This is a genomic window from Streptomyces verrucosisporus (genome assembly GCF_017114865.1).
In the GTDB taxonomy this organism is placed as follows: domain Bacteria; phylum Actinomycetota; class Actinomycetes; order Streptomycetales; family Streptomycetaceae; genus Streptomyces; species Streptomyces fenghuangensis.
In genome coordinates, this window is the sequence record NZ_JADEYH010000023.1 from 66,773 (window position 1) to 81,430 (window position 14,658).

Consider the following 14,658-nt stretch of genomic DNA (forward strand, 5'->3'; position numbering starts at 1 on the left):
CGTCCGCGTCCGTGCTCTCCCCGTGTCAGGCCAGGGCTCCCACCCCGCCGGAGCCACTAAAGTTGGCCCCATGACCGACCACACCGCCCTCTGGCCCGCGCCGCCCGCGTCCGGCGCCGTCGATGCGACCGTCACCGTGCCCGGATCGAAGTCGGTCACCAACCGCGGTCTGGTGCTCGCCGCCCTGGCCTCCGAGCCCGGCTGGCTGCGCCGCCCGCTGCGTTCGCGCGACACCCTGCTGATGGCCGAGGGACTGCGCGCCATGGGGGTGGGCATCGAGGAGACGGTGTCCTCCAACTCCGCACCCGTCGTGGACGGCGCCGCCGGCCCCGGGGCCGGCGGCGAGGCCTGGCGCGTCATCCCCGCGGGGCTGCACGGCCCCGCGAGCGTGGACGTCGGCAACGCCGGCACCGTGATGCGCTTCCTGCCGCCGGTGGCCGCCCTGGCCGACGGCCCGGTCCGCTTCGACGGCGACAAGCGCTCCCACGAGCGCCCCCTCCACGGCGTGATCGACGCGCTGCGCGTGCTGGGCGCCCGTGTCGACGACGGCGGGCGCGGCGCGCTGCCGATGACCGTGCACGGCGGCGGTTCCCTGACCGGCGGCACGGTGGAGATCGACGCCTCCTCGTCCTCCCAGTTCGTCAGCGCCCTGCTGCTGTCCGGCGCCCGCTTCAACCAGGGCGTGGAGGTCCGCCACACCGGCGGCCCGCTGCCGTCCATGCCGCACATCCGGATGACGGTGGAGATGCTGCGCGCCGCGGGCGCCCAGGTGGACACCCCCGAGTCCGGGGGCGAGCCGAACGTCTGGCGGGTCACGGCCGGCGCGCTGCTCGGCCGCGATCTGGTCGTCGAGCCCGACCTGTCCAACGCCCAGCCGTTCCTCGCCGCCGCGCTGGTCACCGGCGGCCGGGTGACCGTCCCGGACTGGCCGGCGCACACCACCCAGCCCGGGGACGCGCTGCGCGAGATCTTCACGGAGATGGGCGGGCGCTGCGAGCTGGACGAGCGCGGCCTGACCCTCACCGGCACCGGCCGGATCCACGGCATCGACGTGGACCTGAGCGAGGTGGGCGAGCTGACCCCCGGCATCGCGGCGGTCGCGGCGCTGGCCGACTCCGAGTCGCGTCTGCGCGGCGTGGCGCACCTGCGGCTGCACGAGACCGACCGGCTGGCCGCCCTCACCAAGGAGATCAACGGCCTCGGCGGCGACGTCACCGAGACCGCGGACGGGCTGGTCATCCGCCCGCGCCCGCTGCGCGGCGGGATCTTCCACACCTACGAGGACCACCGGCTGGCCACGGCGGGCGCGGTGCTCGGCCTGGTCGTCGAGGGTGTGGAGGTGGAGAACGTCGCGACGACCGCCAAGACCCTGCCCGACTTCCCCGAGCTGTGGGGCGCCATGCTCGCGGGGGACGGGGACAGAGGGTAAGAGGCGGAACCGGCCATGCGCCGCTACGGCAAGCACACAGACGAGGACGACATCCGGATCCGCCCGGGCCGCCGGGGCAGCCGCCCTCGCACCAGCATCCGGCCCAAGCACGAGGACGCCGCCTCCGGCTTCGTCCTGACCGTCGACCGGGGCCGGATCACCTGCCTGGTGGACGGCCGCACGGTCACCGCCATGAAGGCCCGTGAGCTGGGCCGCAAGGGCGTCGTGGTCGGGGACCGGGTGGCGGTCGTCGGCGATCTGTCGGGGGCCAGGGACACCCTGGCGCGGATCGTGCGGGTCGAGGAGCGCTCCTCGGTGCTGCGGCGCACCGCCGACGACAACGACCCCTACGAGCGGGTCGTCGTCGCCAACGCCGACCAGCTCGCCATCGTCACCGCCCTGGCCGACCCCGAGCCCCGCCCCCGGCTGATCGACCGCTGCCTGGTGGCCGCCTACGACGCGGGCCTGGAGCCGCTGCTGGTCCTCACCAAGTCGGATCTGGCACCGCCCGACACGCTGCTGGAGGCGTACGCCCCGCTGGGGGTCCGGCATGTGGTGACCGACCGCGAGGAGCTGGCCGACGGCGCCGCCGCCGACCGGGTGCGCGAGTTCCTGTGGGGCCGGACCACCGCCTTCGTGGGCCACTCCGGGGTCGGCAAGACCACTTTGGTCAACGCGCTCGTCCCGCCCGACCGCAGACGGGCGACGGGCCATGTCAACGCGGTCACCGGGCGCGGCCGCCACACCACGACCTCGGCCCTGGCGCTGCCGCTGCCCGGTGAGGTCTCCTTCCCGCCGGCGCCGGAGGGCGGCTGGGTGATCGACACCCCGGGCGTGCGGTCCTTCGGCCTGAACCACGTCGACCCGTCCCGGGTGATCCACGCCTTCCCGGACCTGGAGCCGGGCACGGACGGCTGTCCGCGCGCCTGCGGCCACGACGAGCCGGACTGCGCGCTGGACTCCTGGGTCGCCGACGGCCACGCGGACCCGGCCCGGCTGTTCTCCCTGCGCCGTCTGCTGGCCACGCGGGAGCGCCGGGAGGGCGACTGACCGCGGTACGCCGCCCCGGACCGCCCCCGAGGATCAGGAGAGCAGCGCCCGCAGCACCTGGGTGACGTGGGCGCCCGCGGCCTCCTCGGTCGCCTCGGGCGGGCCGTCGCAGGGCGCGACGACGTAGGACAGCGCCAGCCGCAGGCCCACCTCGCAGGCGTGGCGCAGCGCGGCGGGTCCGGTCGTGCCTCCGGCCGCGGCCCCCGCGGACACCAGCGCGGCGGCGGTGCGGTCCCGCAGTCCCGCCGCCGCCCGGTCCGCCTCCGGCCCGGGCGGCGGCAGCCGGGACTCCCAGCAGCCGGTGAGCGCGGCGCGCACCAGCGGGTCGCGGCAGGCTGCGCGCACCACCGAGACGGCTGCCGCGGCGCAGCCCGCGACGGGGTCGGCGGCCGGGCCGGAGTCCGGGCGGGCCGCCCGCTGCGCGGCGCGGGCGGTGCTCTCGAAGAGGACCTCCAGCTCACGGGCCACCAGGGCCGCGCCGAGCCCGTCCTTGGAGCCGAACTCGCTGTAGAGGGTCTGGCGGGAGAAACCGGCGGCCGCGGCGATCTCGACCATGCGGATCCGGGGCCACGGTCTGTCCGTCAGGGCGGCGCGGGCGGCGCGCAGCAGGGCCTGGCGCGCCGTGGGCGGCGCGGCGGACTCCGGGTCGCGTCCGGCGGGCTCCCCGGCCGGATCTCCACCGGAGTCTCCGGTCGGGTCTCCGGCGCAGGGCATCACCGAGGTCATCAGCGCCTCCCCCGGACACGGCGGGTCGCGCACAGCATCGGCGCGGTGGCGGAGGGTGTCAAGACGCCTCGCACCGCCTCACCGCCGCGGGTGTACGCCCGCACACCCGGTTGGCCACTCCCCTGTGGCTGGCCGCCCGCGCCGCTGGATACTGTTCGTCCATGCCCGACTACCACGATGACCTGCGTCTCGCCCACGTGCTGGCCGACACCGCCGACGCCACGACGATGGAGCGGTTCAAGGCCCTCGACCTCAAGGTCGAGACCAAACCCGACATGACGCCGGTGAGCGAGGCCGACAAGGCGGCCGAGGAGCTGATCCGCACCTCCCTGCAGCGGGCACGGCCGCGCGACGCGGTGCTGGGCGAGGAGTTCGGCAGCGAGGGGCGCGGGCCGCGCCGCTGGGTGATCGACCCCATCGACGGCACCAAGAACTATGTGCGCGGCGTCCCGGTGTGGGCCACCCTGATCGCGCTGATGGAGCGGACCGAGGAGGGCGACCGGCCGGTGGTCGGCGTGGTGTCGGCCCCGGCCCTGAACCGGCGCTGGTGGGCGGCGCTGGGCGGCGGCGCGTACACCGGCCGCAGTCTGACGTCCGCGACCCGGCTGTCGGTCTCGCGGGTGGCCCGGGTGCAGGACGCCTCGTTCGCGTTCTCCTCGCTCGGCGGCTGGGAGGAGCGCGGCAGGCTCGGCGGCTTCCTCGACCTGACCCGGGACTGCTGGCGCACCCGTGGCTACGGCGACTTCTGGCCGTACATGATGGTCGCCGAGGGGTCGGTGGACATGTGCGCGGAGCCGGAGCTGTCGCTGTGGGACATGGCGGCGAACGCGATCGTCGTGCAGGAGGCGGGCGGCACCTTCACCGGTCTGGACGGGCGCGAGGGCCCGCACAGCGGGAACGCGGCGGCTTCCAACGGACTGCTCCACGAGGACCTGCTCGCCTACGTCGGCGACTGAGAACGCCACTGACCCCCGGTCATTCCGTCCTCGCACGCCCCTTGTTGCGGCTCCGGCGGCATGTGAACATGATAATCCGCCCGCTTGTGAGCTTGTGAATCCCTTCCCCACCGCGGGGGTTCGCCAAGGAGGTGGCACAACCGTCATGACCACCCTCGTCCGTGACGCCATGAGCACAGTGGTTCTCACCATCGGCCCCGCCCACACCCTCCGCCAGGCCGCCCGGCTGATGTCCGCCCGGCGGGTCGGCGCGGCCGTCGTCCTCGACCCGGACGCCGGCGGCGTCGGCATCCTCACCGAACGCGACATCCTCAACTCCGTGGGGGCCGGGCAGGACCCCGACCGGGAGCCCGCACACCTGCACACCACCACCGACGTGGTCTTCGCCGCCCCCGGCTGGACCCTGGAGGACGCCGCGCGGGCCATGACCCGCGGCGGCTTCCGTCATCTGATCGTGCTCGACGACCGGGAGCCGGTGGGGGTGGTGTCGGTGCGCGACATCGTCCGCTGCTGGTCCTCGGTGCGCCGGGACGCACCCGCCGCGCCCGCCGGCACGGTGGCTTCCTGAGAGGGCGGCCGGGGACGCGCCCGGGAGGGCGCCCCGGAACACATCGGAGGGACCGGAGCCCACTGGCGTCCGGTCCCTCCGGGTTCGTACGGCGAGGAGCCGATGGGTCAGCCGCGCAGGGCCTCGACCGCGGCCTCCAGCCTCCTGCCGTAGTCCTCGTCGGCCTGGCGGAAGTTCTCGATGGCCCGCTTGACGATGTCGTCGCGCGAGACCTTCGAGATGAAGCCGGCCAGGTTGTCGATCAGACGCCCCTTCTCCTCCTCCGTCATCAGGCGGTAGAGGTTGCCCGCCTGGACGAAGTCGTTGTCCTCGGCGTGCGAGGGCGCGGGGATGTCACCGGTGGCCCCGGCGACCGGAACCGGCTGCCACGGCGCGCGGCCGGTCTCGTTCGGGCCGCCGAAGCTGTTGGGCTCGTAGTTCTTCGCCCCGCCGTGGCGGCCGTCGTACATGAAGCCGTCGCGGCCGTGGCTGCGGGCCTCGGTGGCGTGCGGGCGGTTCACCGGCAGGTGGTCGGCGTTGATGCCCACCCGGTAGCGGTGCGCGTCGCCGTAGGCGAACAGCCGGCCCTGGAGCATCTTGTCCGGGGAGGGGCCGATGCCCGGCACGAAGTGGTGCGGGGAGAAGATCGACTGCTCGACCTCGGCGAAGACGTTCTGCGGGTTGCGGTTCAGCTCCAGCTTGCCGATCTCGATGACCGGGTAGTCCGCGTGCGGCCAGACCTTGGTCAGGTCGAACGGGTTGAAGCGGTAGTTCGCCGCCTCGGCCGCCGGCATGATCTGGACGCCGACGGTCCAGCTCGGGAAGTCGCCGCGCTCGATGGACTCGCGCAGGTCGCGCTGGTGGCTGTCGGGGTCCTTGCCCGCCAGGAGGTCGGCCTCGTCCTGGGTGAGGCACTTGATGCCCTGGTCGGTCTTGAAGTGGTACTTGACCCAGAAGACCTCGCCCGCCTCGTTGCTCCACTGGAAGGTGTGCGAGCCGAAGCCGTCCATGTGGCGGTACGAGGCCGGGATGCCGCGGTCGCCGAAGAGCCAGGTCACCTGGTGGGTGGACTCCGGGCTCAGGCTCCAGAAGTCCCAGACGTTGTCGGCCTCCTGGGAGCCGGTGTACGGGTCGCGCTTCTGGGTGTGGATGAAGTCGGGGAACTTGATGGCGTCCTTGATGAAGAACACCGGGGTGTTGTTGCCGACGAGGTCGTAGTTGCCCTCCTCGGTGTAGAACTTCAGCGCGAAGCCGCGCGGGTCGCGCACCGCGTCGGCCGCGCCCAGGTTGCCGGCGACGGTCGAGAAGCGCAGGAAGACCTCGGTCTCCTTGCCGACCTCGGAGAGGAACTTCGCCCGGGTGTACTTCGTCACGTCGGCGGTGACGGTGAAGGTGCCGTAGGCGCCCGCGCCGCGGGCGTGGACGACCCGCTCGGGGATGCGCTCGCGGTTGAAGTGGGCGAGCTTCTCCAGCAGGAGCTGGTCCTGGACCAGGACCGGGCCGCCCGAACCGGCGGTCTCGCTGTTCTGGTTGTCCGCGACGGGAGCACCGGCCTCCGTGGTCAGCGGCCCGGTGTTCTCGATCTGGGCAGTCACATGCGCCTCCTGAATCTGTCCTGTCCCCTTGGCTTGAGCCGAATGCGATCCTACATTGGACAATGTCTAAGTCAAGAAGATGATGAAGACCGTACATGATCCGGGCATGGACACGCGCTGCTAAGGTGGAAACATGAGTGACCTGCTGCAACGTCTCCGGGATCGCGGCTGGCGGCTGACCGCCCAGCGGCGAGTGGTCGCCGAGGTCCTCGATGGTGAGCATGTCCACTACACCGCCGACGAGGTTCACGCGCGCGCGACCGAGAAGCTGCCGGAGATCTCCCGCGCCACCGTCTACAACACCCTCGGCGAACTGGTCTCGATCGGCGAGGTGATCGAGGTCAGCACGGACGGCCGCGCCAAGCGGTACGACCCGAACGCCCACCACTCCCACCAGCACCTGGTGTGCTCGCGGTGCGGTGTGATCCGCGACGTCCGCCCGTCCGGCGACCCGCTGGCCCTGCTCCCCGAGGGGGAGCGCTACGGGTTCACCCTCGACGAGGCGACGGTCACCTACCGGGGGCTGTGCCCCTCCTGCGCCTCCGCCTGACCCCTCCCGGGGCTCCTCCGGGGCCGCGAGACCACGTCCCCGTACGGACACACGGCACCGCCGCGACACCGGAGCGGACCGGGCCCCGTGCGGTCCCGTGTGCACGGTGTCCGCACGGCACCGCACGGCGAACACACGAAAACGACCGGAGCCCGGATCCGTCATTAGGATCCGGGCTCCGGCCCATCAGTAGCGGGGACAGGATTTGAACCTGCGACCTCTGGGTTATGAGCCCAGCGAGCTACCGAGCTGCTCCACCCCGCGCCGTTGTGTTCACAACCTTAACCCACCGCGGCGATCAGTGCAAACCGCGGGGGTGCCCCGCAGGCGGGGCACCCCTTCTCAGGCCGTCAGCTCCTCGTGGAGGGCCTCGCTCAGCCGCGCGGCGCGCTCGGCGACCTCCGGCGGACCCAGCTCGACCGCCCGGGCGCACCAGTGGCGCCCGGCGGCCAGCTCGCCGCGCCGCGCGTTCAGCAGCGCCAGGCGCAGAGCGGCCCGGCCATGGCCCGCCTCGGCCGCACGCGTCCACCACAGGGCGGCCTCCGGCTCACTGCCCTCGCGCGCCAGCAGCAGGCCGAGGTTGAACGCGCCGTTGCTGCTGCCCGCCTCCGCCGCGACCCGGTACCAGTGCGCGGACCGGACCACGTCGCCGCGCGCCGCCGCGCACATACCCAGCCGGACCTGCGCCCGCCGGTGCCCCTGCTCGGCGGCCCGCTCGTACCACTCCTCGTACTCGGCCGGCGGGCCGTGCGCGTCCAGGGCGTCGGCCGTCGGGGCCTGGCGCTCCAGCAGCGCCGCCAGCCGGAAGGCGCCCTCCACACTGCCGCCGCCGGCCGCGCGGCGCAGATGCCGCTCGGCGGTGTGGGCGTCGCCCTCGCGCAGCAGTGCGATGCCCACCTGGAGCGCCGCCTCGGTGTGTCCCGCCGCGGCCGCCTGCTCGTACCACCGCCGGGCGGCCTCCTCCTCGCCCCGGCCCGTGTGCAGGATGCCGAGGTTGAAGGCGGCGTCCACGCTGCCGGCCTCGGCGGCCTTGGAGAACCACGGCTCCGCCCCCGCCGCGTCGCCGCGCTGGAGCAGCAGCACGGCCAGCGCGTTGGCGGCCTCGCGGTGCCCGGCGTAGGCGGCACGCCGGTACCACTGCTCGGCCTGGGCGGTGCGGTCCTCGGCGGCGCACAGCAGCGCGAGGTTGAAGGCGCCGTTGATGTCGCCCGCCTCCAGCGCGGTGCGGTACCAGCGCTCCGCGGTCTGCCGCTCGCCCCGCTCGGCGTGCAGCGCGCCCAGGGCGTTGGCCGCGCTGCCGTCGCCGTCCTGAGCCGCACGGCGCCACCACTCGGCGGCGCTGTCGGTGTCGCCCGCGTCGCGCAGCAGGAAGCCCAGGGCGCGCGCGGCGCGCGCCTCCCCCTCCTTGGCCGCCGTCAGATACCAGCGGCCCGCCTCCTGCAGTTCGCCGCGCTCCTCCAGGAGCGTGCCCAGCCGCAGGGCGGCACGCCGGTGGCCGCGCGCCGCGGCCTGGCGGTACCACTGCTCGGCCTCGGCACTCCCCTCCTGACGGCGCGCCAGGATCCGCGCGATGCGGTAGGACGCCTCCCGGTGGCCACGCTCGGCGGCGGCCCGGAACCACTCCTCGGCCCCCTTCTCGCCCCGCTGCTCCAGCAGGTCGGCGAGGGCGTACGCGCCGAGGGGGTGGCCGGACTCGGCGGACTGCCGCAGCCAGTACTCGGCGGCCGTCTCGTCGCCCCGCTCGCGGTGGTGGCGGCCCAGGGAGTGGGCGGCGGCCGCCGAGCCGGCGACGGCCGCGACCCGCCACCAGCCGGCGGCCTCCTCGGCCTGGCCGAGCTGATGGAGCAGGACTCCCAGGTTGTTCGCGGCGGCGCGGTCGCCGGCGGCGGTGGCGGCGCGCAGATACGGCTCGGCCCCCTCCAGGTCGCCGCGGCGCAGCAGCCGGGCGCCGAGCGCGCTGACGGCGTCCGTGTCGCGGTGGTCGCGGAGGTCCGCGCGGCTCGCTCCGCCCCCCGTGACCTCATCTCTCGCCTTGTCCCCCATGAGGCCCATCGTCGCACCACCCGCAACCTGCTTACATCCGGTATACCGCCGCCAAGGAAGTCACTTCAGCGTTTTGTCGACTTCCCGATACAGCCACCATCCAAACGCAAAGCGCTACCACGCGCCTCTCTTCTCGCATGCCCAACACACGAAGAAGGACCCGGAGTCAGTGACTCCGGGTCCTTCTTCGTCAGTAGCGGGGACAGGATTTGAACCTGCGACCTCTGGGTTATGAGCCCAGCGAGCTACCGAGCTGCTCCACCCCGCGCCGTTGTGTTCACAACCTTACCACGGCGCGAGGGGAGCCGGCTCACCACCGATTCACTCTTCCTTGCGTCCCTCGTCGTTGCCGGACTTGTCGTCGCCGGGATTCTTGCCGTCGGAGTTCCCGCCGTCGCCGCCCGCCGACTGCTGCGCCTCGGCGGCCCGCTCGAGCGCGTCCTCCAGATCCTGCTGGGCCTGGCCGTAGGCGTCCCAGTCCTGCTCGCCCAGCGCCTCCTGGCCCGCCTCGAATGCCTCCTGGGCGTCCTGGAGGGCCTCCTGGACCGTCGGGTCCTCGGAGCCCTCCGCGGGCGGCGGAGTGGTCTCCTCCTCGCCCGGGGGCGGCTCCTCCTCCGCCGGCGGCTCCTCGGTGCCCTCGACCCCGAAGACGGCGTTCAGCGCCTCACCGAGGGTGTCCTCGAAGGCGGTCTCCTCGCCGTAGGTCACCAGCACCTTGCGCAGCAGCGGGTAGTTGGTGCCCGCGCCGCGGACGTAGACCGGCTCGACGTAGAGCAGGCCGCCCTCCAGCGGCACCGTGAGCAGGTTGCCGTACTCGACCTCAGAGTCACCGCGCCTGAGGATGTTGATCTCGTTGGCGATGTCGGTGTCGGAGTTGAACCGGCTCTGCACCTGCTGCGGGCCGGAGACCGTGGTGTTGGACGGCAGCTTCAGGATCCTGATGGTCCCGTAGTCGTCGCTGCGGGCGTCGGCGTTGACCGCCATGAAGGCGCCGAGCGTCTCGCGGCCGCTGGGGTTGAAGGTCGTCGTCAGGGAGAAGGTCTGCTCCTCCTGGTCCGGCATCTTCATGCTCAGGTAGTACGGCGGGACCGCGTTGCCCTTCTGCGTCGGGTCGTCCGGCACCTGCCAGCGCTCACTGCCGCTGTAGAACTGGCTCGCGTTGGTGACGTGGTAGCGCGTCAGCAGTTCGCGCTGGACCTTGAACAGGTCCTGCGGGTAGCGGAAGTGGTCCACCAGCTCTTCGCCGATCTCGCCCTTCGGCTCGACCGTGCCGGGGAACGCCTTCATCCAGGTCTTCAGCACCGGGTCCCGCTCGTCCCACTCGTAGAGCTTCACCTCGCCCGAGTAGGCGTCCACCGTGGCCTTGACCGAGTTGCGGATGTAGTTGACCCGGTTCTGCTGGGCGATGACCGCCCGCTGGCCGTCGGTCAGCGCGTCGGCCGTGGTCTCGCCCAGGGTGGTGCGCGAGGAGTAGGGGTACTGGTTGGTCGTGGTGTAGGCGTCCACGATCCACTGGATGCGGTCCCCCACCACCGCCGGGTACGGGTCGCCGTCGATGGTCAGCCAGGGGGCCACCGCCTCGACGCGCTCCTTGGGCGTGCGGTTGTACAGGATCCGCGAACCCTCGCCGATCGCGCCCGAGTAGAGGATCTGCGGCTCGTTGAAGGTCACCGCGTACGCCGCGCGGTTGGCGACGTTGCCCAGGCTGACCCCGCTGTCGCCCTTGTAGCTGTAGGTCTTCTCCTCGCTGCCGGCGATGTAGTCCAGTTCCTTCTGCGGACCGCCGACGATGGAGTACTGCGTGGTCTTCTCGCCGTAGTAGACCCGCGGCTCGTAGCCGTCCTCGGCGAGCTCGCCCTCCGGCGGGAGGTTCTTCTCGATGAAGGCCGGGGCCCCGGTCGAGGCCACCTCGGTGCCCTTGCCGGCCACCATGCCGAAGCCGTGGGTGTACTTGAAGTGGTCGTTGATCCAGTTGCGCTCGGTGATGCCGTTGATGTTGATCTCGCGCAGACCGACGACGGTGTCCTGCTCCGCGCCGTCCTCGGTGGAGTACCTGTCCACGTCCAGGGTGGCTGGGAACTGGTAGTAGCTGCGGACCTGCTGGAGCTGCTGGAAGCTGGGCGAGACGACGTTCGGGTCGAGCAGCCGGATGCTGGCGGTGGTGTCGGCCGCCTCGCGCAACTCCTCGTTGCTCGCCTCGCTCTCCCCCGAGTAGTCGGAGACCTTGGAGTCGTCGATGTCGTAGGCGTCACGGGTGGCGTCGATGTTCTTCTTGATGTACGGCGCCTCCTTGGCCTGCTCGTTCGGCTGGACCTGGAACTTCTGCACGATCGCCGGGTAGAGGCCGCCGATCAGGATCGCCGAGAGGACCATCAGGCCGAAGCCGATGACCGGGAGCTGCCAGGTGCGCCGCCACAGGGTGGCGAAGAAGAGCACCGCGCAGATGGCGGCGATGAAGAACAGGATCGTCTTCGCCGGAAGGTAGGCGTTGGCGTCGACGTACCGTAGGCCCGTCCAGTTGTCCGTCGCCCTGAAGTCGCCGGACTTCACCGCCAGGCCGTAGCGGTCGAGCCAGTACGCCACCGCCTTGAGCGCCACGAAGACGCCGAGCAGCACCGACAGGTGGCCGGTGGCCTGGGACGTCGCGCGGGCGCCCGGGGTGGTCAGGCGCAGCCCTCCGTAGAGGTAGTGCACCAGCGCGGCGGCCAGCAGGGAGAGCACCGCGGCCGCGAAGCCGAAGCTCAGCAGGAAGCGGTACCAGGGCAGGTCGAACGCGTAGAACGCCACGTCCTTGCCGAACTGCGGGTCGGAGGTGCCGAACGGGACGGCGTTCACCCACATCAGCCAGGTGCGCCACTGGCCGGCCGCCGACGCGCCGGCGATCAGGCCCACCAGCGCGGTGACCCCCAGGAGCACCCACTTCTTGTACGGGGCGATGCCCATCCGGTAGCGGTCCAGGCTCTGCTGCTCCAGCGACATCGCGCTCAGCGGAGGCCGCAGGCGGTGGGCCAGCCAGATGTTGAAGCCGACGGCCGCGGCCATCAGCAGACCGAAGACGGCGAACATACCGATCTTGGTCCACAGGGTGGTGGTGAAGACGGTGGTGTATCGGACCGAGCGGTACCACAGCCAGTCGGTCCAGAACCCCGCGAACATGACGAAGAGCATGGCCAGCACGGCCAGCGCGCCCACCGTCATGAGCAGGGTCTTGGCGCGCCTGGAGGGCCTGCCGACACTGATCCGTGGTCCTGAGGGCCCGCCCGGGCCCCGGTCCGGCATCTGGAAAGCCAAGGTGCGCACCTCGAGAATCGCAGCGGATGGGACTGGCCCCGAATGCTAGGGCCCCACCCATGCAACTTACTGAACCTTTACCCGGTTCCCGTTCCCGGGGGGTTCAGCGGCACGATATGAGGATGAACAACCTTCCAATCGACGGCACACCTCTGGCCGCCAGCCCGCTGACCCGTGCCGTGCTCGAGATCGACGAGTACGTCGCGGGCCTGGGCTGGGACCAGCCCGCCCGCCTGTTCGCCCTGGTCGACACCGACCGGCTGCGCACCGAGGAACCCGCCCTGGCCGAGCAGCTCGGTCTGGACGGTGAGGGGCGGCAGGGCGGCGAGACCCCCGCCCCGGCCCCCCTCACCCCGGTCGAGCAGGACGAACTGCCCGCCGGGATTCCCCTGGACGAGTTCCTCGGCACCATCGCCTGGCCCGACGCGGTCTCCGGATGCGCGATGACGGTGGAGCGGCTGATGCTGCCGCCCTCGGCGGAGGCGTCCGTTCCCGAGAAACTCCAGGAGGAGGGCGCCGAGGAGCGGCTGGCCCGCTGGGTGGCCGAGCACCCCGAGCGCCAGGAGGTCCGGATGACCGTGGCGGTCCTGCGCGACGGCGCCCGGGAGTCCGCGCTGCGGCTGCGCGAGAAGGACTCGCCGACCGAGGTGCTGACCGGCCCCGATCTGGTGCCCGGGCTCACCGAGGCGCTGGCGGCCACCTTCGGCGACTGACGGCCGGCCCGCGGCGGGAACCGCGGGCCGGATGCCCGCCGGAGGGGGAGCGGATCAGCCCGCCGTGCACCGCGGCAGGCCGGCCGTCTCCCCCTCCCGGATGTCCTCCAGGGCGCCCATGGCGTCTTCGATCGTGCCGACCTTCACCAGGGTCAGGCCCTCGGGGACGTCCCGGGCCGCGCCCGCGCAGTTCTCCTCGGGGGTGAGGAAGTACTCGGCGCCCTTGTCCCGGGCGGCGATGGTCTTCATCCCTATGCCGCCGATCGGGCCTACCCGCCCCTCGCCGTCGATGGTGCCCGTACCGGCCACGAACTCGCCGCCGGTGAGGTCCCCGGGGGTGAGCTTGTCCACGATGCCGAGGGCGAACATCAGCCCGGCGCTGGGGCCTCCGACGTCGGCCAGCTCGATGTCTATCTCGAACGGGAAGGTGTGGTCGAGCCCCGCCCGGATCCCGACGACGGCCCGTCCGTCGTCGTCGGCCTCGCCGGTGGTGACGGTGACCTCCCGGGAGCCGGTGGGCTCCTCGCCCGCCTTCTCGGCCGCCCGGGCGGCCTTGGCCGGGACGACGGTGAAGACCACGTCCTCGCCGGGCTCGCGCTCGGTCACCAGCTCGGCGACGTCGCCCGGCTCCTCGACGGCCTCGCCGTCCACGGCCGTGATCACGTCCCCGGCGTGCAGCCTGTCCTCGGCCGGCCCCCCCTTGACCACGGCGGCCACGACCACCCGTTCGCCGACCGGGACGTCCAGCTCGCGCAGGGCGGCGACCTTGGCGCTCTCCAGCGACTGGGTGAACTCCTCGGCGTTCTCCTCGCGCACCTCCTCGGCCGACTTGTCGTCGGGGTAGAGGGTGTCGTGCGGGACGACGGCGCTGTCCTCGGCCAGCCAGCCGTAGACGGCCTCCACGAGGTTCATCCGGTAGTCGGCGCCGGTGACGCGGACGGTGGTCATGTTCAGGTGCCCGGACGGCTCGTAGGTCTTCCTGCCCTCGATGCTCAGCACCGGTTCGCCGTCGTGCTCGCCGAGCGTGTTGACGGTGGGGCCCGGTGACATCTCGGCGTACGGCACCCTGATGAGGACCGCGGCGCAGAGCACGGCTATGAGCAGCAGGGTCGAGGTGAGCATCGTCGCGGTCCGGCGTGGCATGGCACGACAGTACGGGAACCGCGCGTCAGTCGGCTGCGGGGGCCCGTCCGTCCGGGGCCGTGCGGGACACGGCGGCAGGGCCTTCGCGACCGCCCCGGTCATCCCGCCCCGTCCCGTGGCCGTGCGGCCGTTCCATGGCGGCGCGGAAGGCCTCGTATCCGGCGACCCCGTCGGCGTCCCCGAAACCGCTGGGCTTGCGCGAGGCCCACACGGACCACACGGCCGCCCCGACCGCGGCGACGAACGGAATCAGCAACCAGGCGAGTGCCGCCACAGTGACCTCCCGATCCTCGAGTACGCCGGAGATACGGCCTATGAGCAGACTAGATCCCGGATGAGTCAACCGTTCCGGCAGGGGTGCCCTTCCGCAACTCCGCGCCCTGGGGAAACCGCCCGCTCCTCGGCTCCGGCTCTGCGGGGCACTGTTCCCGGCCACCGGCGCGGCACACCCCGCGCGGCCATGGCACAGCTGCCCGGGAGGCGTACCGGCGGGTTCCGGGGTTCCTGCCGGCGGCCGGTTCGAAGCCCGCCGGCCAGTGCGGCATCGGTCAGGGTTCGCCCGGTGGCGGGGCTCCCCCGGCCTCCGAGGTGCCGGGGCCTCCCCGGGCCCTCGGG

General features: G+C 72.5%; 12 protein-coding genes and 2 tRNA genes. 6 read left to right on the top strand and 8 right to left on the bottom strand.

Going from position 1 to position 14,658, the window contains the following annotated elements; genetic code table 11:
* Positions 1-70: 70 nt before the first annotated feature.
* Together aroA and rsgA are read left to right on the top strand one after the other, a co-directional pair.
* Positions 71-1,429 carry a 3-phosphoshikimate 1-carboxyvinyltransferase gene (gene aroA, locus IQ279_RS21705; protein WP_206350651.1) on the top strand — a complete coding sequence of 453 codons (1,359 nt, stop codon included), beginning with the start codon at positions 71-73 and terminating at the stop codon, positions 1,427-1,429.
* Positions 1,430-1,444: 15 nt separating this feature from the next.
* Positions 1,445-2,479 carry a ribosome small subunit-dependent GTPase A gene (rsgA, locus tag IQ279_RS21710; protein WP_206350653.1) on the top strand — a complete coding sequence of 345 codons (1,035 nt, stop codon included), beginning with the start codon at positions 1,445-1,447 and terminating at the stop codon, positions 2,477-2,479.
* 33 nt (positions 2,480-2,512) lie between these two features.
* On the opposite strand, the gene IQ279_RS21715 is transcribed toward rsgA, so the two are convergent.
* Positions 2,513-3,205, bottom strand: coding sequence for a TetR/AcrR family transcriptional regulator (locus IQ279_RS21715; RefSeq protein ID WP_241028514.1), 693 nt, complete (start codon positions 3,203-3,205; stop codon positions 2,513-2,515).
* Positions 3,206-3,366: 161 nt separating this feature from the next.
* Between IQ279_RS21715 and hisN the strand changes: the two genes are divergently transcribed.
* The gene (hisN, locus tag IQ279_RS21720) at positions 3,367-4,161 is read left to right on the top strand and encodes a histidinol-phosphatase (RefSeq protein ID WP_206350655.1); all 795 of its coding nucleotides are present in this window, start codon (positions 3,367-3,369) and stop codon (positions 4,159-4,161) included.
* Between the two features lie 145 nt (positions 4,162-4,306).
* A complete protein-coding gene (locus IQ279_RS21725) occupies positions 4,307-4,729 on the top strand; it encodes a CBS domain-containing protein (protein ID WP_206350657.1) in 423 nt (140 codons plus the stop codon).
* A gap of 107 nt (positions 4,730-4,836) precedes the next feature.
* On the opposite strand, the gene IQ279_RS21730 is transcribed toward IQ279_RS21725, so the two are convergent.
* Positions 4,837-6,303 carry a catalase gene (locus IQ279_RS21730; RefSeq protein ID WP_206350658.1) on the bottom strand — a complete coding sequence of 489 codons (1,467 nt, stop codon included), beginning with the start codon at positions 6,301-6,303 and terminating at the stop codon, positions 4,837-4,839.
* A gap of 133 nt (positions 6,304-6,436) precedes the next feature.
* Here IQ279_RS21730 and IQ279_RS21735 point away from each other — a divergent pair, with 133 nt between their 5' ends.
* Positions 6,437-6,853, top strand: a complete 417-nt coding sequence (locus tag IQ279_RS21735) for a Fur family transcriptional regulator (RefSeq protein ID WP_206350659.1) — start codon at positions 6,437-6,439, stop codon at positions 6,851-6,853.
* A 190-nt stretch (positions 6,854-7,043) separates the two neighbouring features.
* Here the strand turns inward: IQ279_RS21735 and IQ279_RS21740 are convergent.
* The 4 genes from IQ279_RS21740 to IQ279_RS21755 all read right to left on the bottom strand — a co-directional run bounded on the left by IQ279_RS21740 (position 7,044) and on the right by IQ279_RS21755 (position 12,175).
* Positions 7,044-7,117 (bottom strand) — tRNA-Met (locus IQ279_RS21740).
* Between the two features lie 78 nt (positions 7,118-7,195).
* Positions 7,196-8,905, bottom strand: coding sequence for a tetratricopeptide repeat protein (locus tag IQ279_RS21745; RefSeq protein WP_206350660.1), 1,710 nt, complete (start codon positions 8,903-8,905; stop codon positions 7,196-7,198).
* 185 nt (positions 8,906-9,090) lie between these two features.
* Positions 9,091-9,164 (bottom strand) — tRNA-Met (locus tag IQ279_RS21750).
* A gap of 53 nt (positions 9,165-9,217) precedes the next feature.
* A complete protein-coding gene (locus IQ279_RS21755) occupies positions 9,218-12,175 on the bottom strand; it encodes a UPF0182 family membrane protein (RefSeq protein WP_206350675.1) in 2,958 nt (985 codons plus the stop codon).
* 134 nt (positions 12,176-12,309) lie between these two features.
* Between IQ279_RS21755 and IQ279_RS21760 the strand changes: the two genes are divergently transcribed.
* Entirely contained in the window at positions 12,310-12,900 is a 591-nt protein-coding gene (locus IQ279_RS21760) for a PPA1309 family protein (protein WP_206350661.1), read from the top strand.
* Positions 12,901-12,954: 54 nt separating this feature from the next.
* Here IQ279_RS21760 and IQ279_RS21765 read toward each other — a convergent pair whose 3' ends face one another.
* Complete coding sequence (locus IQ279_RS21765; RefSeq protein ID WP_206350662.1) at positions 12,955-14,043, bottom strand: YlbL family protein; 1,089 nt, start codon at positions 14,041-14,043, stop codon at positions 12,955-12,957.
* Between the two features lie 25 nt (positions 14,044-14,068).
* Positions 14,069-14,317 carry a hypothetical protein gene (locus IQ279_RS21770; RefSeq protein ID WP_206350676.1) on the bottom strand — a complete coding sequence of 83 codons (249 nt, stop codon included), beginning with the start codon at positions 14,315-14,317 and terminating at the stop codon, positions 14,069-14,071.
* Between the last annotated feature and the right edge of the window lie 341 nt (positions 14,318-14,658).